We start from the raw sequence: 23188 nt of genomic DNA on the forward strand, positions 1-23188 counted from the left end.
GCCAAAACCTGAGCCAAAACCTGAGCCAAAACCTGAGCCAAAACCTGAGCCTGAGCCAAAACCAAAGAAAGAGTCGAAACCACCGCCACCCAAATCGAAAGGCAAAGATGAAGTTGGATTCTAGAAAAAGCGGATTTTCATTAATCGATGCCTTGATTGCCATTTTGGTGCTGTCAATTGGCGTGGTGTTGTATGCCAAAAACTGGACTGCCAACTTCGGCGCCAAAAACTCGACCCATGTGCGTTCAATCGCCGCAACGCAAGTTGCGGAGATTGGCAACGTGCTGCTGGCCAACATTTCGGATCTGGACAGAGACACGCCGCGCGGGCAAATTGTTTCTCGCATTCAGCAGTTTTCAGGAGCGCTTGTGAATCACCTCAACGGCTTTGCGCGTGCAAGGGGCTACGAGTGTGCCAACAACGGGCCACAGGCATTGAACGCGCCCAATAACGCGATTGACCTAAACGGTTCTACCCTGCCCCGGGTATGGGCACAGGGGGCCGCTTCATGTGTCAAAATCACGCCTCTACCAAGCCAAAGCACGCAAACAAATGGAATGTGGGTCCACATTGAAGTCAGATGGATCGATGCCCACACGAGGAGAAATCAAACCGAAAGTGTCAGTGTGCATACCTTGGTCAGCCCACTTTAAGATTTGGTAAATAGCTGGGGGCCCAAACGATGGATCAACCTGTCGCTCACGAACGCGTGAATCACCGCGAATTGATCATTACTGAGCGACTTCAAAGCCAAACCATACGCAGAGGACTGCCCGACATCCTTTGACTTCGACACAACCTCTGCATTGCACTCGATCAAGTATTTCCTGTCATCCAGAACAACCTGGAAAGCTACCAACATGGTTTGACCAATTTTTAGCGTAACTTCCTTGGAAAAAAGCAGTTCCAAACCGCCTGTAGAAACGTTGTCTATCACTGCAGTAATCGGCTCGGCTGAGCCTGGCAGTCCTGAATTCAATCGAATAGTGGCAGGAAGATCACAAGCCACACGCTTCGCTCGTCGAATAGCCTGTGACTCCAAATGTGTTTCATGGGGCCAAGACAACACCAACAGCGGATGCGGCGACAGCAACACCTTTTCAATCATCGAACTGAAACGGAAGATAGAAAGACCATAGGTGGCCTGAAACTCCCACACTTGTCCCTCTTTGGAAAACACACATTTTCCATCGCGCATCGGGTGTGTCACCAACACTGCCGCTTGAGGAATACTGCCAATTAATCGCACGTGGAATGGATCTTTCGCCTGACCGGGCACAAACATTTTGAGTTGACTACCCGTTTCAAACGGATCTTCAAATGTCTGCTTGGTGGGCAATATTCTGGGTAAAGCCGTGGAGTCGACCTGCGGTTTGCCTGGCTGGATCACGAAGGCCGAAGACCAACGAGGATTGTGGTACAAGCCTTTGGCGGCCAGCTCATCAAGCTGCTTCTGACTGTTTACAGCTTGACCTTCCGCCAACAGCAGTACACCACTTCGATCAAAAATCGCGAATGGCAGCGCCTTGCCTATTTCAATATCGCCTTTGGCCAGTGGCGAAAGGTCTTTGGAATTGTCCACGCTGCCTCACTCACTGAACCGGGTTTAAGGGGTTTCGAATTCTTTGTCTTTCTTCACAGGTTTAACCAGATCTTCGCGGGTCAGTCCCATCCACATCAGCATGGGACTGGCAACCAACACAGATGAATAAATACCAAACAAAATACCAATGGTCAAAGCCAGGGCAAAACCATGCAAAGTAGGGCCACCGAAAAACAACATGGAACACACCATGATCTGGGTGGATCCATGGGTAATGATGGTTCGGGAAATCGTGCGGGTAATCGCGTTGTCGATGGTCTCCGAAACGGTCATTTTCCTGACTTTCTTGAATGTTTCTCGAATGCGGTCAAACACCACCACCGATTCATTCACGGAATAGCCCAGCACAGCCAGCACAGCGGCAAGCACGGACAGGGAGAACTCCCAACCAAAAAACGCGAAGAAACCGAGAATAATGACCACGTCGTGCAGGTTGGCCACAATCGCTGACACCGCGAATTTCCATTCAAAACGCAAGGCCAGGTAAATCATGATGCCACTGATAACAACCAACAAGGCAATTACACCGTTTTCAGCCAGCTCTCGCCCCACCTGTGGGCCAACAAATTCAACGCGCATCAGTTGAACATCGGGGCCACCCAGGCTCAACACCCGGTCTGTCATCGCCTGCTGGTTCAGTTTGCCTTGCGAACCCAACACACCCGACTGCAAGTCTTTCACCGCCAGGCGCACCAGCACATCCCGCGCTGTTCCGAAGTTCTGAACCTGCGGTTCATCAATGCCCGTTGCACGCAAACCTTCGCGAATTTTTTCCAGCTCTGCGGCTTGGGAATAACGGGCCTCGACCAACACACCACCCGTGAACTCTACACTGAGGTTCAAACCTTTGGTCGACAGGAAAAACACCGCCGCCGCAAAGGTAAGGAAGGAAATGATGTTGAAAATTTTGGCATGCCGCATGAACGGAATGTCGTTTCTAATTCTGAATAGTTCCATGTGCTTTTAATTCACTCAGTTCGGTTGGTGATCAGGCTTTTTTGGCAATGGCTGCATCACCATCCGGGCGCCAAATTTGCCCAATGCTCACAGATTCAAGTTTCTTCTTGCTGCCATACCACAGGTTGACCACACCACGCGACACAACGACTGCGCTGAAAATCGAGGTGAGAATACCCAGACAGTGCACCACTGCGAAACCGCGCACGGGGCCTGAACCAAACACCAACAAGGCCAAACCGGCAATCAATGTTGTAATGTTGGAATCAAGAATGGTGGCCCATGCACGCTCGTACCCGGCGGCAATGGCCTGCTGCGGTTGTGCACCGTCGCGCAGCTCTTCCCGAATACGCTCGTTGATCAGCACGTTGGCATCAATCGCCATACCCAGGGTAAGCGCCACAGCGGCCAAACCGGGAAGGGTCAAGGTGGCCTGCAACACCGACAACAGCGCAAACAGCAACAACACGTTCACGGCCAGTGCAAACACCGAAAACACACCAAAAAGCAGGTAATACGCCATCATGAAAATGCCCAGCGCAATGAAGCCATACAGTGTAGAGCTAAGGCCTTTCTCAATGTTGTCTGCACCCAGGCTTGGGCCGATTGTGCGCTCCTCAATGATGTCCATGGGCGCAGCCAGCGAACCAGCGCGCAGCAACAGCGCAAGGTCAGCAGACTCTACCGTATTCATGCTGCCGGAAATTTGCACCCGGCCTCCACCAATTTCGCCGCGAATCACTGGCGCGGTAATGACCTCGCCCTTGCCTTTTTCAATCAGCAAAATCGCCATGCGCTTGCCAATGCTTTCGGCTGTGATGTTTCTGAAAATTCGTGAACCCTGGCTGTCAAGCGACAGGTGCACCGCAGGTTCCTGGGTTTGATTGTCGAACCCGGCCTGTGCATCGGTCAGGTTGTCGCCCGTCAGAATGACCTCTGACTTCAACAACAGATCGCGCCCGCCGCGCTCTGTGAAACGCTCAAGCCCAAACGGCACAATGCCACTGGCCAGTGCAGATTGAGCTTCCGGACTGTCGTCCACCATACGCACTTCCAGCGTGGCGGTGCGGCCCAGAATGTCTTTGGCTTTGGCCGTGTCTTGCACGCCGGGTAGCTGAACCACAATGCGGTCTGCGCCTTGGCGCTGAATGACGGGTTCCGCAACACCCAATTCATTGATCCTGTTGTGCAGGGTTGTGATGTTCTGGCGCAGCGCGTATTCACGGGCCTGCTGCTCGATCTGCGGCGCAATGCCTGCGGTCAGTGCAAAACCGGTGCTGTCCTCAACTGCCTGCAATTGCAAATCGGGGGAATCATTGCCCAGTGCGGCTTGCGCTTTGGCACGGGTATCCGCATCGCGGAATGTCATGGTAAAACCGGCAGGCGTGCGCGCAGCACTGGCGTAACGCAGGTCTTCTTCACGCAGGTTTTGCTTGGCGCTGGCCAGCAATGCGTCTTTGCGCTTGTCCAGCGCAGCGTCCATGTCAACTTGAAGCAGGAAGTGCACACCACCACGCAAATCAAGCCCCAAGTACATGGGCAAGGCATTGATGCTGGTCAGCCAGTCAGGTGACCGTGACAACAGGTTCAGTGCCACGATGTAATCCGGATCACTCTCATCCGGATTCAGCCTGCCTTGCAGGAAGTCGCGCGCTTTCAATTGCTCATCAGAACTATTAAAGCGCAACTTCACTGTACCACCGCCCAGAGTTTCCTCGAAAAATACCCCGTCGGGCTGAATTCCCTGCCCTTGCAGCTGGCCAGACAAAGAGTCCGCCAGTTCGGGCGACAATTTCATCGTGGACTTGCCACTTGAAACTTGCACTGCGGGCGCTTCGCCGTAAAAATTGGGCAAGGTGTACAACACCCCCAGCACCAACACAACGGCGATCAACAGGTACTTCCAGACAGGGTATCGATTCATGACGGCAAATTAACGAGTTTCTTTCAGGGTGCCGCGGGGCAGCAGGCTTTGAACAGCAGCGCGCTGTACAACCACTTCAACAGGCTTGTCAGCCATTTCAGCCACTTCCAGCGTGATGTACGATTCGTTGATTTTGCTGATTTTTCCCAGCAAACCACCCGAAGCAATTACTTCATCGCCTTTCTGAAGGGCTTCCACCATGGCCTTGTGTTCTTTCTGGCGCTTCATTTGGGGACGAATCGCCAAAAAGTAAAGTACACCGAACATCAAAATGAGGGGCAAGAAACTCAAAAGGCCGCTTTCCGGGCCAGCGGCTGCGGATTGCGCAAACGCGGATGAAATCACTGTCATCTCCTTAAAGTTGTGATGGGTTCGCGCCGAGTATACAACGCCTGAGTCCTAAAATTCAGACCAAAAGGCTTGACTTGGGTTCCACTTACCGTTTCACTTAGCGATTGTGGGAACAATAAAAATAGGCTTTGATCTATGTCGAGCAATATTGAACAGGCAACCCTGGGTGGGGGTTGTTTCTGGTGCACCGAAGCTGTGTTCAACCAACTGAAAGGCATTGTGCTTTGCGAATCGGGTTACAGCGGTGGTTCCGACCCCGCCCCGAATTACGACAAGGTGTGCGGGGGAAAAACCGGGCATGCCGAAGTAATACGCCTGCACTATGATCCGGAAATTATTTCCTTTCGCAAAATTTTGGCCGTGTTTTTCGCGATACACGACCCCACCACGCCAAACCGGCAAGGCAACGACATCGGTACACAATACCGCTCAGTCATTTTCTTTCACACACCGGAACAACATGACACTGCGCTTGCTTTTGTGGACGACCTGGCAAAACGAAAAATATTTCGCGACAAGGTGGTGACGGAAATTTCACCACTTTTGAATTATTTTCCAGCCGAGAAACACCACCAGGAATACTTTGAGAACAACCCCATGCAGCCCTACTGTGCCTACGTGGTGGCCCCCAAGGTAGAGAAGGCAGAAGACCTGTTCGGCGACCTGTTCAAACGCTAGGTTTCGGTGCACGTTTGGCGATGCAATGCGAAATGGCCCATGCAGCCATTTGCATCCCCATGGTGGCGGTTACAGCAACCACCGAACCGTAACCGGCGCAGTTCAGCCCGGCCGCTGGCTCGCACATGTCGCTGCGGGTCACTTGCTCTGATGAATAAAACACCGCAACACCCAGCTTTTTCTTGGGGTCTTTGGCATAGCCATGCTCCCGGCGCAGGGTGTAACGCACCTTCGCCAGCAAGGGGTCATTGGTGGTGTCGCGCAAATCGGCAGGCTGCACCAGCCAGGGTTTGCTTTTTCCACCCGCACTGCCCGACAGCACCACTGCAATGCCCAAACGCCTGGCCCAATGCGCCATGGCCACCTTGGCCCGCACGTTGTCACAACAGTCCAGCAACACCTTGTGCCCGCCACCTGCAACGGAAAACCGGGTCAGCAGTTCCTGTGCATTGTCGGGTTCCAGAAAGGCATCAATCAAAGTAATCTCGCAACTGGGGAAGTAGCCGTGAATGTGCGCCGCCAGTGCCTTGATTTTTTCCTGCCCCAAGGTGAAATCGCATGCCTGAATTTGTCGGTTGATATTGCTTTCTGCCACATGGTCCAGATCAAGCAGCGTAATACGCCCCACCCCGCTTCGGGCCAGGGCCTCGGCAGCCCAGGAACCCACGCCCCCCACGCCCACCACCATGGCGTGTACATCTTGATTCAAAAACCGGTGCGCGCCCTCGCCGTACAATCGGTCGAGCCCACCAAAGCGACGGGCCAAATCAGCCTGATCTGAACTGTTGTTCATCAACGCACTTCCAGGTCCACAACCAGCACGGCCACTTCGCGCGTTTCGTCGCCCCGCATCACCAGCAAATTCGCAGTGCCCCCTACGCCAATGCTCTCCAGCGCCTTGGACAGTTGCAATACATTGGCCACCGGCTTGCGATCCACGGCAATAATGATGTCGCCCACCACACCGGCCGACAGGTCGAATGGCTTGAGGCCCGCCTTGGCTGCCGGGGATTCTGGCTCCACCCCCATGACAGCAATGCCACGAATACCCAAACGCCGTGCCAGGGCTTCATCGGCCACGGCAATGCCAATGCCAGGCCGGGGCAAGGTGCCACGCTCAATCAACTGAGGAACAATTTCATTGACCAGATCAACCGGAATGGCAAACCCCACCCCTGCCGATGTGCCGCTTTGCGACAAAATGGCTGTGTTCACACCGATCAATCGCCCCGCAGAATCCAGAAGTGGGCCGCCCGAATTGCCGGGGTTGATGGCTGCATCGGTTTGAATCACGTCGGGAATTTCCCGCCCGTTGCTGACCGGCAGGGTGCGCCCCAAGGCACTCACAATGCCCGCAGTCAGGGTTTTGGACAAACCAAAGGGGTTGCCAATGGCAAACACCGACTGGCCCACCATGAGGTCGCCTGATGTACCCACGGGGATGGGCCGAATGTTGGCCGGTTTGCTCACCAAACGTATTACCGCCAGATCATAAGACGGTGCAATGCCCACCAAACGCGCTGGCAACGGCTCCTCGGCATCGTCGAGTTGCACGCGAATGCGATTTGCACCTTGCACCACGTGCGCGTTGGTCACAATGTGGCCCGCATCATCCCAAATAAACCCCGAACCCGTTCCTTCGGCCACGCGCCGGAAAAACAATTGTCCTTGCACACTTTCAGTAAAAATATAGGCGACGGAACCCTTGGACACGTCAAACAGTTCCACCACGCTTTTTTCACCTGCCGACAAATCGCCACGGGCTTCCACAACACGCGGGGTCACGTTCTCAGGGCGGCTGGTGAAAAAACCGTCGATGCTGGACTGGTTGTAAAGCACATACAACAAGGCCACGAACAACACAAACGCAAGCAATGCGGTGGCCGACGCCCCCCGCTGTTTCAGGATTGGTTTCACTCGTCTACTTCCGGGTTTGGGTCAAATTTGAACCGTTCTGCCACATCGGCAGAATGAATGGGGTGTACCGTAAACGAACAGTCCCTGCGCCCGGTGGACGTGCCTGCCACGCGACGCAGTGTGGTGCGGGCGGCAATCAGGGCATCCGGGTCTTCCGCCGGCACTGCCCAGCCTGCACGGTGCACCAAAGCACCTTCGGCTTCCTGCAAACCGGCCGCCAGCAACTCCATGTCATTGCTGTGCAACAGGCCAATGCCGTGCTCGCCCTGTATCAGCACTCTGCCCTGCTCGTCTTGGAAAATCGCCAGCGGCCAGTCAATCAGGCCGGTGTGGGTACTCAGCATCAAATCACCCTGCGCCAAGGGGTGAATGCGGTACACCCAAGGCGTATACGCCAAATGCACATAAGCTTTCTGGGGGCCATTCTGGAAGTAATACCGCCCATCGGGCTCGCAACCGTAATTACGCGCCATGAAGTTCAAAATGCGCGGGTGGCTAATCGTTAACCCTTCCTGCACCGGGCCGGTGAGCAACCAGTCACCTTGCGTGTTCAACTTCAGCCAACCCGAAATGGCGGGCACATTGGGCCAACGCGCCAAGGCCTTTTCAACCAGATCATCCACGGCTTGCTCCAGGGTGTTGCGCAAAGAAAGCATCGCACTGCTTGGGCAGCCAGTCCAGCCCCAAACGCAAACTGCGCCCATTGGCAAAGCCCACATGACCACCGTGCTCGGTGAACAGGCAAGTTACCTGCCCCGAAACCTCGCCAGCCGAGGGCAAATGCTGCCCGCTCATGAAGGGGTCATTTTTGGCGTGAATCATCAAGGTTGGCAGCGCAATGTTTTTCAGCAACGGCTTGGCCGATGACACCGCGTAATAATGTTCGGCATCCCGAAAGCCGTGCCAGGGCGCGGTTACACGGTTATCGAAATCAAAAAAGTCTTTACAACTGGCGACGTCATCCACCTTTCCCAATTCTGGAAAGCGCTTGATCTTGTCAATCGACTTCGGAATCAGCGTGCCCAAAAACATGCGGGTGTACAGCAGATTAAAACCCCTGGCCAGTGAATGGGCACCCGCCAGCAAGTCCACCGGCGCGCTGACTGACACCGCCGAAGAAACCACTTGCCGGGCATCGCCTTCCTGCTCACCAAGCCATTTCAGCAGCACGTTGCCACCCAGTGAAACACCTGTGACATGCAGGTGCTCCACGACAGGAAACGTGGTGCGCAAGCGGCGCAGAATCCAGTCCATTTCAGCCGAATCGCCTGAATGGTAGGCACGCGGTTTCAGGTTATTTTCGCCCGAACACCCCCGGAAGTGCACAACCACACCCAAAGCCCCCGCCAAGCGGGCCTGATTCATCACGGCCAGGCTGTAATGGCTGCGCGAACAACCCTCCAGCCCGTGAAACAGCACCCACAGGGCACGGTGCTTCGCTGCGCTTTCAGGCGGCTCGGTGAAATCAAGGTCGATGAAATCTTCATCCGGGGTGGTCCAGCGCATGCGATGATAATGCACGCTGGGCTTGACCGCCCAACGGGCAGCCAGAATGGTTTGCGAATGGCCGTCAGGAAGCCACCAGGGTGGACGATATACCATGCCGTTTCAAACCCTTTAATGCAGCGTGGGCTGCGGGTCGAATTCGGACAGGTCGTCTTCAACCAGCTCTTCGGAATCCATGGCGGGGCTTGCGTGATGCATCACGATTTTCCAGCCGTTCGGGCCTTTGTGATACACATTGGTCGCGTTGACCTGCACCACATGGGGCTCGCCCCGGGAACTGCTCATGATGACCTGTTCAACAATGTTGTGAACCGACACCATGACACCCTCCACGCGGTGCACCGGCACCACGCGAATTTGCAAGGCACCCGCTGAAAGAATTTCTTTCCACGAATCACGTACATCGTGGTACCCCTCAACACGCGGGCCACCGGGGTGAATGCACACCACGTGCTCGTCGTCTGCCCACAGGTCCATCAGGGCTTCCAGATCGGCGGCCTCAAGCGCCTCATAGAAGGCTTGCTCAATGTCTTGGGGTGAAGAATGGATGACTTTTGATCGGGACATTCAACGCACTCCAACAGGTATCAAGGTGATTTGAATGGGGCTCACTGAAACACCACCGTTTTGTGGCCATTCAGGACAACCCGGTGTTCGCAATGCCATTTCACCGCACGCGCCAGCACCATGCATTCGGTGTCGCGGCCGCGGGCGGTCAGTTCTTCCGGGGTCAAGGAGTGGTCAACACGGGCCACGTCCTGTTCAATGATCGGGCCTTCATCCAGATCCGAAGTGACGTAGTGCGCCGTGGCACCAATCAGTTTAACCCCCCTGTCAAAGGCCTGCTGGTAAGGCTTTGCGCCTTTGAAACTGGGCAGGAAACTGTGATGAATATTAATAACCCGGCCCAGCATGTCGCGGCACAAATCGGGCGACAAAATTTGCATGTACCGCGCCAGCACCATCAGATCGATTTTCTCGCGTTCAATGATTTGGCGAATCTGTGTTTCCTGCAACTCCTTGGCGTCACCCCGCACAGGCAGGTGATAAAACGGCACACCGTACGAGGCCGCCAGCAAAGCATAGTCCTGGTGGTTCGATACAATGGCCGGAATTTCGCACGGCAATTGACCACTTTTCCAGCGAAACAACAGGTCGTTCAGGCAATGCCCGAATTTGGACACCATCAACAGCACGCGCGGCTTCACGTGGGCATCGAAAAACTGGTACTTCATACCAAATGGGGCGGCAACGGACGCAAAACCTTCCTGCAAGTCGACTTCAGTCAACTTGCAGTCAACAGGCAAGGAAAAGTGAACACGCAGAAAAAACAGGTTCGTGGATTCATCGCCAAACTGGGCGGAATCCAGAATATTGCATTGCTGGTCAAACAAAAATTTGCTGACACTGTACACAATGCCCGTGGTGTCGGGGCAGGAAATGGTCAGAATGTAATCACGCATGGTAAGGCCAGATTGCGTTGTTGTGGGTTTGTAAGATCATACTCCCTGGGAAGCAGGCCCCAACTGATCAACCACCATTTTCGGGTCCAGCTTTTTCAGGCAATCCGTATGCCCCAGCGGGCATTCGCGCTGAAAACACGGGCTGCACTCCAGGTTCAGGTAATACACTTTGGCTTTGGCGTTCAACGGCGGTGTATGGTGCGGGCTGCTGGAACCAAACACGGCGTGCACCTGCACATTCAGCGCAGCGGCAACATGCATCAGCCCCGAATCATTGGTCACCAACTGGTTTGCAGCCGACATCAAGGCCACCGCCTGCGCCAAACTGGTTTTGCCGGCCAGACTTTGGGCGCGTGGCTGCAAGTCCAGTGACAACAGGCTGACAATCTCGCCACAGAAAGCCTGGTCTTTGGGGCCACCAAACAACACCACATTTTGAATCGGGTTTTGAATCAGGAACTCGGTTGCCACGTGCGCAAAATGTGAAGCGGGCCAACGCTTGGCAGGCCCGAATTCCGCACCGGGGGCCAAGGCCAGAAAACCGGGGGGCAGTTGGAATTCAGCGCATGCCGCCTGCCGAAGACCGGCCGCCACATTCAGCATCGGGTTCTGCAAGGCAGCCGCATCGAAACCACCCAAATTGCCATACCACTGAATCATGGGTGGCTTGGCTTTTTTGTCAGGCTTGGGCAAAGTATGCGTTAGCACTGCGGTGCGCAATTCACCGCTGTAACCCACACGTTTTGGAATGCGCGCAAACCAGGGGACAAGCGCCGACTTCAGGGAGTTGGGCAACACCAAGGCCGTATCAAAAGCACGCTCTGCCAGCAAGGCGCCCACTTGTCGCCGCAAACCCCACTGCAATTTGCCATGGGCAAAGGGCTCTACCTGCACGGCGCGCACCGCATCGCTGAACTGATAAACAGGCGCAGTAACCGGTGGGGCCAACACATGAATTTCGCAGGGTTTGCCATCGGCCCCACACAGCGTGCTGTCCTGATGAAGGGCTTGAATCAGCGACAGGCTCATGACCGCATCGCCAATCCAGTTCGGAGCGACAATCAATATTTTCATGCCGACACCTTCACAGCCGGGGCTGCATCAATGCGCGTGCACCTTCGCACCAGGCTTCAAGGCATACACAGTACCGCAGTATGGGCAAGCGGCCTTGCCCGTTTTGCTGACGTCCAGATACACCTTGGGGTGCGTGTTCCAAACCGGCATGGCCGGGTTGGGACAAAACGCAGGCAATTGGTCGCCATCAAGCTGAACCGTTTCGTGTTTTGCTTTTTTATCGCTGATCATGATTACACTCGGGTCAACCAGTGTTCATATTTACTGTTTCGACCATACACCACATCGAAATAGCGCTTCTGTAATTCTTCGGTAATCGGGCCACGCGAACCCGCACCGATCATGCGGTTGTCCAGCTCACGAACCGGCGTTACTTCGGCCGCAGTGCCGGTGAAGAAGCATTCGTCGGCGATGTAAATGTCATCGCGCGTCAGGCGCTTGCTTTTCACTTCCAGGCCCATTTCACGGGCCAGGGAAATAATGGTTGAACGGGTAATGCCCACCAAAGCCGATGCAATTTCGGGTTCGTAAATGCAGCCGTCTTTGACAATGAACACGTTTTCGCCTGCACCTTCGGCCACAAAACCGTCCACGTCCAGTAACAGGGCTTCATCGTAACCGTCTTGAAGCGCTTCGGTGTTGGCCAGAATGGAGTTGGCATAGGTAGCCGCAAACTTGGCGCGCGCCATGGTCACGTTCACGTGGTGGCGGGCATATGACGATGTTTTTACCCGAATGCCCTTTTGCAAACCTTCCTCTCCCAGGTAAGCCCCCCACGGCCAGGCCGCAATGGCCACATGGGTGGCTGCACCCTTGGGTGACACACCCATTTTTTCAGAGCCGTAAAAAGCGATTGGGCGGATATAACAGGAATCCAGATTGTTGGCGCGCACCACTTCGCAGCACGCTTCCATGATCTGCTCACGGGTGTACGGCATGTTCATGCGGTAGATGTGGGCCGAATTGAACAAGCGGTCCGTGTGCTCTTTCAGCCTGAAAATGGCAGGCCCATTGTCGGTTTTGTAGGCACGTTCGCCTTCGAACACAGACAAACCATAGTGCAAACTGTGGGTAAGCACGTGAACTTGCGCTTCACGCCACGGCACAAGTTTGCCGTTAAACCAAATGAAGCCATCGCGATCGGCCATTGACATGCTGAATTCTCCGAAATTCCAGGATTTACCAAACCGACATATTCTACAACCCAACCAGCACGGAATTGGGCAAGGTACGTTGACTCGGTGAAGAATGAACCACTATAGTGCAATCAACCACCCTAAAAAAAGATGTACACCCATGAAGCAATGTCTGGCGAATGCACAACCCCGTTGGACGCGTAGAAAACAAGAGCGCCCACAAGAACTACTCGATGCCGCACTGTCCATTTTCAGCGAAAAGGGATTTGCAGGTGCCCGGCTGGAAGACGTGGCCAAAAGCGCAGGTGTCAGCAAAGGCACCGTGTACCTGTATTACTCCAACAAGGAAGAACTTCTGAAAGCTGTGGTCAAGGAACATGTGTCCCCGATCGTGGAAGAAGCCAAAAGCCTGCTGGAACCCGACAAAAGTTCAGCCAGCCTGATTCGCGAAGCCATTCACCTGTGGTGGCTGAAATATGGCTCAACAAAGCTGAGCAGCATCACCAAAATAGTGCTTTCTGAAGCCAATGCCTTTCCCGAACTGGCCCGGTTTTTCTACGAAGAGGTGGTTCGCCCCTGGTGGGACTACCTTGAGTCCGTGTTGAAACGCGGCATTTCCCGCGGCGAGTTTTCCGACATCGACACCCAGTACGCCGCGCAGGTGCTGTGCGCCCCGCTGGTGACACTGGGTTTGTGGAAACGAACCATGGACCACTGCTGCGGCATTGAAACCAACCCCATGCGTTATATCGAAGCCCACATTCAAATGGTATTGAACGGCCTGACCTGCCCACAGCACGGCGCGGGGCATGTTGGCGGGCACACGGTGCGGAACGCGTAAAATTTGCTAAAATGGCAAGTTATCCATTCCCCCCACGCGAGAACCCTCATGGACTTTGAAAAAGCCCGCTTCAACATGATTGAACAGCAAATCCGCCCCTGGAACGTGTTGAACCAGACCGTGCTCGATTTGCTTGAAGTGGTCAAACGTGAAAACTTCGTGAGCGCCGGGCTTGAAAAACTCGCCTTCACCGATTGCGACCTGCCCATTCGCGTGGACGGCAAAGACACCGGCGAAACCATGTTCAGCCCCAAGATGGAAGCCCGTGTACTACAGGAACTGGAACTGAACAATTACGACAAGGTGCTGGAAATTGGTGCCGGCACCGGTTACATGGCCGCCCTGATGGCCCAGCAATGCGCGCAGGTGACTACCATTGAAATCAACCCGGCGATTGCGGAAATGGCACGCAACAATCTGAAGAAAAACAACATCACCGGCGTGAAAGTGGTAGACGGCTGCGGCTTTGAACTGGCCCCAAGCCTTGGCCAGTTCGACGCCATTGTGTTGTCAGGCGCCAGCCCCACCATGCCCAAAGGCCTGCTGGAAGCGCTGAATCCACTTGGCCGCTTGATGGCCATTGTGGGCCAAGCCCCTGCCATGCAACTGGTGCTGGCGCGAAAATCGCGAGACAGCCAGTTGATCAGCACCCCATTGTTCGAAACCATGGCCAAGGTGTTGAACAACGCCCCAAAAGCCAACGAATTCGTATTCTGAGGAATATGGCTTCATGATTCAGCCCGATCGATCCAGCTTGCAACACGGTTCTTCGGGCTTAAAGGGGCTGCTTGTGTTTCTTGGCCTTGCACTGGTTCACACACTTGGCTTGTCGCAAAACCTTGCCGGGCTGTATGAAATGGCCAAGCAAAGGGATTCCACTTATCTTGCTGCCGCATCGCAACTGAAAGCCGACCTTGAAACAAAAAACCAGGCGTTTGCAGCCCTGCTGCCCAACATCAACCTGAATGCCCGCATAGAGAAACAGGAAAACACCTACGACGCATTTGGCATGTCAATCGACGCCAGCCGCAACCCCGGCACCTACAGCCTGGTGCTGAACCAGGCCCTGTTTCGACCGCAAGCCTGGGAAAGCTACAAACAAAGCCAGTTAAACGGCGAAATTGCCAAACTCAGTTTTCGGCAGGCCGAGCAGGATTTGATCCTGCGGCTGTCTCGTGCCTATTTCGACCTGCTTGCCGCTCAAGACGAATTGGCAAATTTCCGCGACCAAAAACAAGCCATTGCAGAACAACTGTCATTTGCAAAAGCCAGCTTCGAAGTAGGTAGTGCCACCATCACCGACCAGCAAGAAGCACAGGCCCGCCATGATTTGGTGGTGGCCCAGGAACTGGCGGCAGAAAACCAATTGGCAGTGCGCTTGCTGCAACTGGAAACCATCGTGGGCTCACCGGTAGACAAATTGGCAGCACTGCCGCCAGCCACACAACTAAGCGCCCCCACCCCCAACACGCCCAACGCGTGGGCCGAGCAAGCACGACACAACAATGTGTTGGCCCAACAGGCACAGTTGTCCCAACTGATTGCGAAAGGCGAAGTCAAAAAAGCACATTACGGGCACTTGCCCACACTCGACCTGACCGCACAGGTGGTGGAAAGCGAACAGCAAATATTCGATGGCAACAACGGGCGGCCCTTCGACATCGGTGTGGACAGCACCACGATCGGTCTGGTCATGAACCTGCCCATTTTCAGTGGCGGTGCCACCCAAAGCAAAGTTCGCCAACAGGCTGCGTTGCTTGAAAAGGCATTGAATAACGTAGACCAGGCCAAACAAAACGCCACCCAAACCGCCAAGGCAACATTCCTGCAGGTGCAAACCGGCCTGGCCCAGGTGAAGGCCCTTGAAACCGCTGTGGCTTCAAGCGAGTTGGCCCTGCAGTCCAATAAAACGGCTTACGATGTGGGCATTCGGATCAATGTCGACGTGCTGAATGCACAACAACAATTCAATGCAGTACAACGCGACTTGTCCAAAGCCAAATACACCAGCCTGATCAACATGCTTGAATTGCAGGCCGTGACCGGTCAACTGGATGCCACAGCCCTTCAGCAGATCAACAGCCTGCTGACCGATTAAGCACATCAAAACTGCGCTGCGTAGCACCGCGATGCCCGCGCGCATAGGCAAAGGCAGCTTTTCTGGCCTGTTCATTGCCCTGAAATTCTGTCAGGTAGTATTCGCAGGCCGCCAGCAAATGTTCAAACCGGCGGGCAGCGCCCGCAGCCAAGGCATCATCGGCAGCCTTCGCAAAGTTGAATGTGTTGGGCCCCATCCAGACCGGGCAGCCATACGCACATGCCTCTATCAGGTTCTGCCCGCCAAACGGCAACCATGAACCACCCAACAAAGCAAGATCGGCCACGCTGTAATAGGCTGGCATTTCGCCCATTGAATCGCCCAGCACCAAACGGGCCTGGCCAAAACCGGCCAGCGCAATGTTGCTGCCCGCATTGAATGACGCACTCCGACGCACAGGACGCGCAACACCCATTCGCGTTGCAGCATCGGCCATCTGTTCAAATACCTCGTCAAACCGCTGTGGGTGGCGGGGCACCACCCACACACTTGCTTTGGGCATGCGCTTGAAAAACTGACAGCGGTTCAGCGCATCCAACAACAAAACCTCTTCACCTTCCCGGCTGCTGGCGAAAAGCACAATTTGCTCAGCCTGCGTGGCTTCACGCCAGGCTCGCCCCAAGGTGGTCAACTCCGGTTTCAGGGCCACATCAAATTTCAAGTTTCCACACACAGCATTCACTGGCCGGCCAAGCTTTTCGAATACATCCGCATCGGCCCGGGTTTGACAGATCAAGGTACCCAGGCTTTGCAACACCGGTTTGCTGACAAACCCGAATTGCACCAAACGCCTGCCGGTGGTGGGCGAAACCCGCGCATTCAACAAGGCGGTATGAACACCCGCCTTGCCGGCACCAAGCAGCAGGTTAGGCCACAATTCCGTTTCAACCACCCACAGCGCTTGCGCCTGCACCTGCTTTACCGTGCGTGCAACCAGATAAGGCAAGTCATAGGGAAGGTAAAAAAACCGCACACCATTCAAACCCGCATACAGTTGTTCACATGTGGCCATGCCCGTGGGGGTTGTGCAGGAAACTGCCCACTCGTGCCGAGAGTACACCTTGGCCCAATGTTGCACCAAAGGCGACACGGCGTGCGCTTCGCCAACCGACACCGCATGAACCCAAATGCGCTGCTGCCCTTCAGGCACGACCGCGAATTCTGGCAGCCTGGCCAAAAAACGCTGCCCCCAGCCCACCCGGTATTCGGGTTGGCGAATGCCTCGTTTCAGCAAATACAAAGCCAACACCGGCTGCAGCAGAAACAACACAACACTGTAAAGCCACAAAAACAATCGACCCGCTGCACTCAAAGTTTGTTACCCCGCAGCAAACGCGTTGCCGCCTCAAAGACCTCGCCCACCGCAGGTTCATGCCCCACGTCACCCAGGCTGATGGCATGGGGGTTAAACCGTGGCGCAAAACGCCAGGCCGGGGTAGCAAAAAACAATGCGACCATGGGTAAATAATGCGCGGCGGCCAAATGCGTTATACCGGTGTCCACACCAATTACCAAACCTGCGTCTTCCATTCGAATCCGCAACGCCCCCAAAGGCATACCAGGCAACACCTCAACATGTGCAATGCCATCGGCGATACGCTGCGCCTGCAAGCGTTCTGCTTCACTACCCCAAGGCAGCTTGACCGCATAACCCAGATCAGAAAACCGGTGCGCCAGTTCACGCCATTTCACCAAAGGCCATTTTTTCTCATCGCGCGCAGTGGCATGCAAAAACCAGATCTCGGTACCCCGCGGGATAGCTGTCAACACCTTCCGGGGGTGGATGTCATAGAACACCGGTTTGCCGGTCAGGCGATAATTCAGCAGGTCTGCAGCCAATTCGCGAAGACGCTCCACGGCGTGGGCTTGCGGATCCCATCCGGCACGCTTGCGGTAAAACAGGCTGGCCACCCCTTCCTTGGCATACGAAAAACCGGGACCCATCCGCGTGCCCCGTGCCGCGCAGGCCAGCAAGGCGCTTTTGAGCAAACCTTGAAGATCGATCACCGCATCGTATTCGCGGTCAACCAATTGCGCTTTCAATTGCTTCCACTGTCGCCAAGTGTGGCCAATGCCCAACTTGCGCCATTGGCGCACATTGACAGACACCACTTCATTCACGTGGCGGTTGCCGCGCACCAGGTCTGCAAACGGTTCCTCCACCATCCAGTCAATTTGAACGGTTGGATTGTGGACATGAATGTCATTCAAAACCGGCAAGGCATGAATGACATCGCCCATCGATGTAGTCTTAACAATTAAGATACGCTTCATCTAGCGCTTGAGTTGGTCGCAACCGCACCATTGTAAGCAGAAGCGGGCAATCATTCTGAACCGGGTCAGCCAAGGAACAATAAATTTGAACACCCCTGCCAACAACACCATCGCTTTGTCTGCAGTCTTGATCACCCTGAACGCAGAAAAACAGCTTGCACCTGCACTTGAAAGCCTCGGCTTTTGCGATGAGCTTGTGGTGGTCGACTCCAACAGCAGTGACAACACCGTGGCCATTGCTGAACAATATGGCGCGCGCGTGGTACAACAAAGCTGGCTGGGCTTTGGCCGGCAGAAACAGTTTGCCGTTGCACAAGCCAAAAACAGCTGGGTGCTGTGCCTGGACGCTGACGAACGAATTACCCCCGAACTTGAGAAAAACATACGCGCCGTGATAGCCCAAGCCGGGCAAGGTCTGTTACCCAAAGACGTGGTGGGCTTTGACATGCCGCGCTGCAACTTCTTTTTAGGCCGTTACCTTCGCCACGGCGAAGGCTACCCCGATTATTCTCGCCGCCTGTTCAACCGGCAACACGCCAACTGGAGCAACGACGCGGTTCACGAGAAAGTGGAAAGCAAAGTCGCAGGCGCGCGTTTTGAAAAACTGCAAGGCGATTTGCTGCATGAATCGGCAGAAAGCCTGGAAAGTTATTTGCTGAAACAGAACCGCTACACCAGCATACAGGCGCACACTTTGGCTGCCCGCGGCAAATGGCCGGGGCCTGGAAAGCTGGTATTGTCACCGGTGGTTCGGTTCATCAAGTTTTATGTGGTGCGCAAAGGTTTTCTGGACGGATGGCCCGGCCTGGTGCACATTGCGATCGGGTGCTTTAACAGCTTCATGAAATACGCAAAGACGCGGGAGTTGATGCAGCAAAAGCGCGAGCGGTGATAGGCGTGCGGCGTGGGCAAGGTAAACGGGGCGGGAATGCTTTGCTTTTCACAAGCAAAGCGAAGATGCTGCCAGAGCAAAAATGCCCCGACAGCAATGAATGCTGGATCAGTGACCCAGAATTTTCGAGAGGAACAACTGCGCACGCTCGGAGCGTGGTGTACCAAAGAAGTCTTCCTTGGTGCAGTCTTCAACAATATTGCCCTGGTCCATGAAAATAACCCGATCGGCCACTTTGCGTGCAAAACCCATTTCGTGAGTAACGCACATCATTGTCATGCCTTCCTGGGCCAGCTCAACCATCACGTCGAGCACCTCATTGACCATTTCAGGGTCAAGTGCAGAAGTGGGTTCATCAAACAACATGCAGATGGGGTCCATCGACAAGGCACGTGCGATGGCCACGCGCTGTTGCTGACCACCCGACAATTGACCCGGGAACTTGGCCGCTTGTGCCTTCAATCCCACGCGATCCAAAAGGCCCAAGCCCTTGGCAATGGCCTCTTCCTTGGATCGACCCAAGACCTTGATTTGTGCCAGGGTCAGGTTCTCGGTAATGGTAAGGTGCGGAAACAACTCGAAGTTCTGAAACACCATGCCCACGCGTGAACGCAGCTTGGGCAAATCGGTGCCCTTGGCACCTACGGAAATACCATCAACCGTGATGGTGCCTTCCTGAAAAGGCTCCAGCATATTCACGGTTTTGATCAAGGTGGATTTGCCGGATCCTGACGGACCACACACCACCACAACTTCGCCTTTCTGGACAGAAGTTGTGCAATTGGTGAGCACCTGGAAACTGCCGTACCACTTACTTACTTTATTGATTTCAATCACAGTGCTCTCCTGCTATCGAATGATTTGGGTTTTCTTCTGTAGCGCCTTGACCAACATTGACAAGCTGAAGCAAATCGCCAGATAAACCAGGGCCACAAAGGTGTACATCTCAACCAGCGAACTGTCGCGCTGCGCAATTTTCGACGCGGCACCCAGGAAGTCTGTTACAGACAGTACGTACACCAGGGATGTGTCCTGGAACAAAATAATGGTTTGGGTCAACAAGACCGGCAGCATGTTGCGGAAGGCCTGCGGCAAAATAATCAACCACATGGACTGGCGATAATTCAAACCCAAGGCCTGGGCCGCACTAACCTGCCCCCTTGAAATGCTTTGAATGCCTGCCCGCATGATCTCGCAGAAAAACGCTGCTTCGAACATGATGAAGGTGATGTACGCCGAACGATCTGGCCCCACCTGTGGCGGCCGCTCGTAACCCATGACGGACTGCAGAACCACTGGTACCAGAAAGTAGAACCAGAAAATCACGAGAATCAGGGGAATGGAACGCATCAGGTTCACATAACCCGCAGCAATCATGGCCAAAGGCTTGATGCTCGACAAGCGTGCCAAAGCCAACAGGGTACCAAAGAAAATACCACCCAAACATGCCACAACAGTTAGCTGTGCGGTGTAGCCCAAACCCTGCATCAGGTAGGGCAGCGACGTCATGATTGCGCTGAAGTCAAAATCATTCATTATTTGCCTCCCGCAATGAAACCGGGCACGGATGTGCGCCGTTCAATCAAGGCCATTACCCGGTTGACCGACATCGCCACGATCACGTACAACATGGTGGCGGCAATGTAAGCCTCGAAAAACGCGAAGGTGACTTCACCCATTTCACGGGTACGGAATGTCAATTCCGTCAGGCCAATGGTCAAGGCCACCGATGTGTTTTTTATCAGGTTCATCGCTTCCGATGTCATCGGGGGAACAATGATTCGATACGCCATGGGCAACAGCACGAAACGGTAAGTTTGCGGCTCACTCAGACCCAATGCGTAACCCGCTGCACGCTGGCCGCGCGAGAGGGACAAAATACCCGACTTCACCTGCTCGGCCACACGCGATGCGGTGAACAAACCCAGACACACTACAGAAGCCAGAAACTGGACAAATGTCGGGTCTTGTTCGATCGACCATTCTTTCAGGGCTGGGATAAATTCCGGCACCACAAAGTACCAGAGAAAAAACTGGACAATCAGCGGGATATTGCGGAATATTTCAACATACACATTGCCCAACATGGCCAAAGGTTTGTTGGATGCGGTGCGCAATACACCCATCAAGGAACCCACAGTAAAGGCTATTACACCCGCAACTGCGGCAGTGGCAAGGGTCCACAGCAGGCCGGAAAACAACATTTCCCACCACACCAGTGTTTCACCTTCCACGATCGGCTGGAAAAACAACAGCCAATTCAAGTCGCTATTCATTTTGGATACTCCCGAGTCAATAATCTCGGCCAATACAAGGAAAAGGCCGGCTTACGTGTGCGAACGCGCAGCCGGCCTGTGACTGACTAAAACGTGTTATTTAACGCCCTTGTCGTTCGGATTTGCAAATGCTTCCTTCAACAGAGGAGACATCGGGAAATTCAGGTTCACATTCTTCGGTGGGATATTGCTCATGAACCACTTGGTGTACAACTTTTCAGCTTCACCCGACTTGATCATGCCATTGACTGTTTCGTCCAGCAGTGACTTGAACTGGGGATCGTCTTTGCGCAACATGATGCCGTAAGGTTCTGTGCGCAGAATTTCTGGCAGGAACATGAACTCATCTGGGTTCTTGCTCTGGGCAACCAGACCAGCAATCAGGATGTCGTCCATTACAAAAGCCTTGGCACGGTCATTGGCCACCAACAGGAAGCTTTCAGCGTGGTCTTTGCCGTAAATTTCCTTGAAGTTGATGTTCGCGCCTTTCTCGTTTTGCTTGATCAGCTGAACAGACGTTGTACCGGATGTGGTGGCAATCGGCTGACCATCAAGGTCGGCCAGGTTTTTGATGCCGCTGCTTTTCTTCACAACCACTTTCACGCTGGTGATGAAGGTGCTGTTGGCAAATGAAACCTGTTCCTGGCGGGCCACGGAGTTCGTGGTCGAACCACATTCCATGTCCACAGTGCCGTTTTGCAGCAAGGGGATCCGGTTGGCGGAAGTGACTGGCTGCAACTCAACCTTCAGGTTGGGCATCTTCAACTTGGTTTTTACCGCGTCAACAACCTTGTTACACATGTCCATGTGATAGCCAATCGGCTTTTGATTGTTGTCCAGGTATGAAAATGGAACAGACGACTCACGGAAACCGACCACGATTGTTTTGGTGTCGGAGATTTTCTTCAAAGTACCCGTAAGGTCTTGGGCAACCGCGGGCTGCATAGCGGCGACACTGGCCACGGCCAACGCCGCTGCGAATAAATTCCTTTTCATTTTTGCTCCTTGAATGAAAAAATTAAGCACAAACTGTGCGCACACCCTCCGAAACGCAAACATCACGCAGCGGTATTAAAGTTTTATTCTCCGGGGACGGGTGAGAACCTCGGGTCTGAGTATTTCATTCAACTGCTGCTCTGACAGTAAGCCTTTTTCGAGAACGAGCTCGGAAACTTTCCGGCCTGTTTTCAATGCAGTTTTTGCAATCTCAGATGCTTGATCATAGCCTATGTAAGGGTTCAGTGAGGTAGCCAAACTGGCCGATTCCTCGACCCTTTGACGCAAAAGCGACTCATTTGCGGTAATCCCTAATACGCAATTTTTGGTCAGCGTTTTACAGGCGGCCGTTAAGTGGTAAATACTCTTGAACAGACTCCATGCAATGATGGGCTCAAATGCGTTGAGTTGCAGTTGCCCAGCTTCAGCCGCCATGGTCACAGTGATGTCGTTGCCGATCACCTCAAACGCGACCTGGTTCACCACTTCCGGAATAACGGGGTTTACTTTGCCCGGCATGATCGACGATCCGGCGGCACGCGGCGGCAAGTTGATTTCATTCAAACCGGCTTGCGGACCAGACGACAACAAGCGCAGGTCGTTGCACATTTTGGACAACTTCACCGCAACGCGCTTGAGCACGCCTGAAAGCTGTACGAACGAACCTGTGTCTTGTGTGGCTTCCACCAAATCTGCCGCAGTGACCAAACCCAACTGTGTAATTTCTTCCAGATAATGGCGCGCGCGCGCTGCGTATTCGGGGTCGGTATTAATGCCGGTGCCAATGGCTGTGGCACCCAGATTGATTTCGGATATCAAGCTGGTGGCTTCGCGCAAGCGGGCCATGTCTTCGCCCAGCATCACTGAAAATGTGGCAAATTCCTGCCCCAGGGTCATGGGCACGGCGTCTTGTAGCTGCGTGCGGCCAATCTTCAATATTTTCCGGAATTCGAATGCCTTTTCGCCGAAGGCTTCTTTGAGTTCTTCCATCGCGACCAGCAGCCCGGAAATGGCGTTGATCAAACCAATTTTTACAGCTGTTGGATACACGTCATTGGTGCTTTGCGAGGCATTGACATGCTCGATGGGATGCACCATTTTGTAATCGCCCTTTTTGCCGCCCATGATTTCAATGGCACGGTTGGCAATCACCTCGTTGGCGTTCATGTTGGTGGATGTACCCGCGCCACCTTGAATGACAT

26 protein-coding genes are annotated in these 23188 nt (G+C 54.2%); 6 read left to right on the plus strand and 20 right to left on the minus strand.

What is annotated here, in order from left to right:
- Positions 1–107: 107 nt before the first annotated feature.
- Positions 108–653: a type IV pilus modification PilV family protein gene (locus V7028_RS13715; RefSeq protein WP_334120646.1), complete on the plus strand. Its 546-nt coding sequence runs from the start codon at positions 108–110 to the stop codon at positions 651–653.
- On the opposite strand, the gene V7028_RS13720 is transcribed toward V7028_RS13715, so the two are convergent.
- From V7028_RS13720 to yajC, 4 genes are all read right to left on the minus strand, one after another.
- Positions 650–1483 (minus strand): PilZ domain-containing protein, encoded by an 834-nt coding sequence (locus tag V7028_RS13720; RefSeq protein ID WP_334120647.1) that lies wholly within the window; start codon positions 1481–1483, stop codon positions 650–652. The two genes, V7028_RS13715 and V7028_RS13720, sit on opposite strands and share 4 nt — an antisense overlap.
- A gap of 123 nt (positions 1484–1606) precedes the next feature.
- Positions 1607–2560 (minus strand): protein translocase subunit SecF, encoded by a 954-nt coding sequence (secF, locus tag V7028_RS13725; RefSeq protein WP_334120648.1) that lies wholly within the window; start codon positions 2558–2560, stop codon positions 1607–1609.
- A gap of 31 nt (positions 2561–2591) precedes the next feature.
- On the minus strand, positions 2592–4484 hold the full coding sequence (gene secD / locus V7028_RS13730; RefSeq protein ID WP_334120649.1) for a protein translocase subunit SecD: 1893 nt from the start codon (positions 4482–4484) through the stop codon (positions 2592–2594).
- 9 nt (positions 4485–4493) lie between these two features.
- Positions 4494–4835, minus strand: coding sequence for a preprotein translocase subunit YajC (yajC, locus tag V7028_RS13735; protein ID WP_334120650.1), 342 nt, complete (start codon positions 4833–4835; stop codon positions 4494–4496).
- A gap of 135 nt (positions 4836–4970) precedes the next feature.
- Between yajC and msrA the strand changes: the two genes are divergently transcribed.
- Positions 4971–5513, plus strand: coding sequence for a peptide-methionine (S)-S-oxide reductase MsrA (gene msrA, locus V7028_RS13740; protein WP_334120651.1), 543 nt, complete (start codon positions 4971–4973; stop codon positions 5511–5513).
- On the opposite strand, the gene V7028_RS13745 is transcribed toward msrA, so the two are convergent.
- The 9 genes from V7028_RS13745 to V7028_RS13785 are packed head-to-tail and all read right to left on the minus strand — an operon-like array spanning position 5503 to position 12627.
- A complete protein-coding gene (locus V7028_RS13745; protein ID WP_334120652.1) occupies positions 5503–6306 on the minus strand; it encodes a tRNA threonylcarbamoyladenosine dehydratase in 804 nt (267 codons plus the stop codon). The genes msrA and V7028_RS13745 overlap by 11 nt on opposite strands.
- Entirely contained in the window at positions 6306–7430 is a 1125-nt protein-coding gene (locus V7028_RS13750) for a S1C family serine protease (protein ID WP_334120653.1), read from the minus strand. The genes V7028_RS13745 and V7028_RS13750 overlap by 1 nt, the downstream gene beginning before the upstream one ends.
- Entirely contained in the window at positions 7427–8086 is a 660-nt protein-coding gene (locus V7028_RS13755; protein WP_334120654.1) for a DUF2946 family protein, read from the minus strand. The genes V7028_RS13750 and V7028_RS13755 overlap by 4 nt, the downstream gene beginning before the upstream one ends.
- Positions 8046–9032, minus strand: a complete 987-nt coding sequence (locus V7028_RS13760; protein WP_334120655.1) for a YheT family hydrolase — start codon at positions 9030–9032, stop codon at positions 8046–8048. The genes V7028_RS13755 and V7028_RS13760 overlap by 41 nt, the downstream gene beginning before the upstream one ends.
- Positions 9033–9047: 15 nt before the next feature.
- Positions 9048–9503: a YybH family protein gene (locus V7028_RS13765; RefSeq protein WP_334120656.1), complete on the minus strand. Its 456-nt coding sequence runs from the start codon at positions 9501–9503 to the stop codon at positions 9048–9050.
- 41 nt (positions 9504–9544) lie between these two features.
- Positions 9545–10399, minus strand: a complete 855-nt coding sequence (purU, locus tag V7028_RS13770; RefSeq protein ID WP_334120657.1) for a formyltetrahydrofolate deformylase — start codon at positions 10397–10399, stop codon at positions 9545–9547.
- Positions 10400–10435: 36 nt separating this feature from the next.
- Positions 10436–11473 carry a lipopolysaccharide heptosyltransferase II gene (gene waaF, locus V7028_RS13775; RefSeq protein ID WP_334120658.1) on the minus strand — a complete coding sequence of 346 codons (1038 nt, stop codon included), beginning with the start codon at positions 11471–11473 and terminating at the stop codon, positions 10436–10438.
- 27 nt (positions 11474–11500) lie between these two features.
- Positions 11501–11704 (minus strand): zinc-finger domain-containing protein, encoded by a 204-nt coding sequence (locus V7028_RS13780; protein WP_334120659.1) that lies wholly within the window; start codon positions 11702–11704, stop codon positions 11501–11503.
- Between the two features lie 2 nt (positions 11705–11706).
- A complete protein-coding gene (locus V7028_RS13785) occupies positions 11707–12627 on the minus strand; it encodes a branched-chain amino acid transaminase (protein WP_334120660.1) in 921 nt (306 codons plus the stop codon).
- A gap of 142 nt (positions 12628–12769) precedes the next feature.
- Here V7028_RS13785 and V7028_RS13790 point away from each other — a divergent pair, with 142 nt between their 5' ends.
- The 3 genes from V7028_RS13790 to V7028_RS13800 are packed head-to-tail and all read left to right on the plus strand — an operon-like array spanning position 12770 to position 15548.
- Positions 12770–13450, plus strand: coding sequence for a TetR/AcrR family transcriptional regulator (locus tag V7028_RS13790; RefSeq protein ID WP_334120661.1), 681 nt, complete (start codon positions 12770–12772; stop codon positions 13448–13450).
- Positions 13451–13498: 48 nt separating this feature from the next.
- Positions 13499–14167 (plus strand): protein-L-isoaspartate O-methyltransferase family protein, encoded by a 669-nt coding sequence (locus tag V7028_RS13795; protein WP_334120662.1) that lies wholly within the window; start codon positions 13499–13501, stop codon positions 14165–14167.
- 13 nt (positions 14168–14180) lie between these two features.
- Positions 14181–15548 carry a TolC family outer membrane protein gene (locus V7028_RS13800; RefSeq protein ID WP_334120663.1) on the plus strand — a complete coding sequence of 456 codons (1368 nt, stop codon included), beginning with the start codon at positions 14181–14183 and terminating at the stop codon, positions 15546–15548.
- Here the strand turns inward: V7028_RS13800 and V7028_RS13805 are convergent.
- Together V7028_RS13805 and waaC are read right to left on the minus strand one after the other, a co-directional pair.
- Positions 15526–16842, minus strand: a complete 1317-nt coding sequence (locus V7028_RS13805) for a 3-deoxy-D-manno-octulosonic acid transferase (RefSeq protein WP_334120664.1) — start codon at positions 16840–16842, stop codon at positions 15526–15528. The two genes, V7028_RS13800 and V7028_RS13805, sit on opposite strands and share 23 nt — an antisense overlap.
- A gap of 14 nt (positions 16843–16856) precedes the next feature.
- Entirely contained in the window at positions 16857–17822 is a 966-nt protein-coding gene (gene waaC / locus V7028_RS13810; RefSeq protein WP_334120665.1) for a lipopolysaccharide heptosyltransferase I, read from the minus strand.
- A gap of 85 nt (positions 17823–17907) precedes the next feature.
- On the opposite strand from waaC, the gene V7028_RS13815 reads away from it, so the two are divergent.
- Positions 17908–18714 carry a glycosyltransferase family 2 protein gene (locus V7028_RS13815; RefSeq protein WP_334120666.1) on the plus strand — a complete coding sequence of 269 codons (807 nt, stop codon included), beginning with the start codon at positions 17908–17910 and terminating at the stop codon, positions 18712–18714.
- Between the two features lie 108 nt (positions 18715–18822).
- Here V7028_RS13815 and V7028_RS13820 read toward each other — a convergent pair whose 3' ends face one another.
- From V7028_RS13820 to V7028_RS13840, 5 genes are all read right to left on the minus strand, one after another.
- The gene (locus tag V7028_RS13820) at positions 18823–19551 is read right to left on the minus strand and encodes an amino acid ABC transporter ATP-binding protein (RefSeq protein ID WP_334120667.1); all 729 of its coding nucleotides are present in this window, start codon (positions 19549–19551) and stop codon (positions 18823–18825) included.
- A gap of 12 nt (positions 19552–19563) precedes the next feature.
- The gene (locus tag V7028_RS13825) at positions 19564–20250 is read right to left on the minus strand and encodes an amino acid ABC transporter permease (RefSeq protein ID WP_334120668.1); all 687 of its coding nucleotides are present in this window, start codon (positions 20248–20250) and stop codon (positions 19564–19566) included.
- Positions 20250–20990 carry an amino acid ABC transporter permease gene (locus V7028_RS13830; RefSeq protein WP_334120669.1) on the minus strand — a complete coding sequence of 247 codons (741 nt, stop codon included), beginning with the start codon at positions 20988–20990 and terminating at the stop codon, positions 20250–20252. Before V7028_RS13830 ends, V7028_RS13825 begins: the two co-directional genes overlap by 1 nt.
- Positions 20991–21086: 96 nt before the next feature.
- Positions 21087–21986, minus strand: a complete 900-nt coding sequence (locus V7028_RS13835) for a transporter substrate-binding domain-containing protein (protein ID WP_334120670.1) — start codon at positions 21984–21986, stop codon at positions 21087–21089.
- A gap of 75 nt (positions 21987–22061) precedes the next feature.
- Positions 22062–23188 (minus strand): aspartate ammonia-lyase (locus tag V7028_RS13840; protein ID WP_334120671.1); only part of this gene is annotated, 1127 nt, incomplete at its 5' end.

The organism is Limnobacter sp. (assembly GCF_036846585.1).
In the GTDB taxonomy this organism is placed as follows: Bacteria; Pseudomonadota; Gammaproteobacteria; order Burkholderiales; family Burkholderiaceae_B; genus Limnobacter.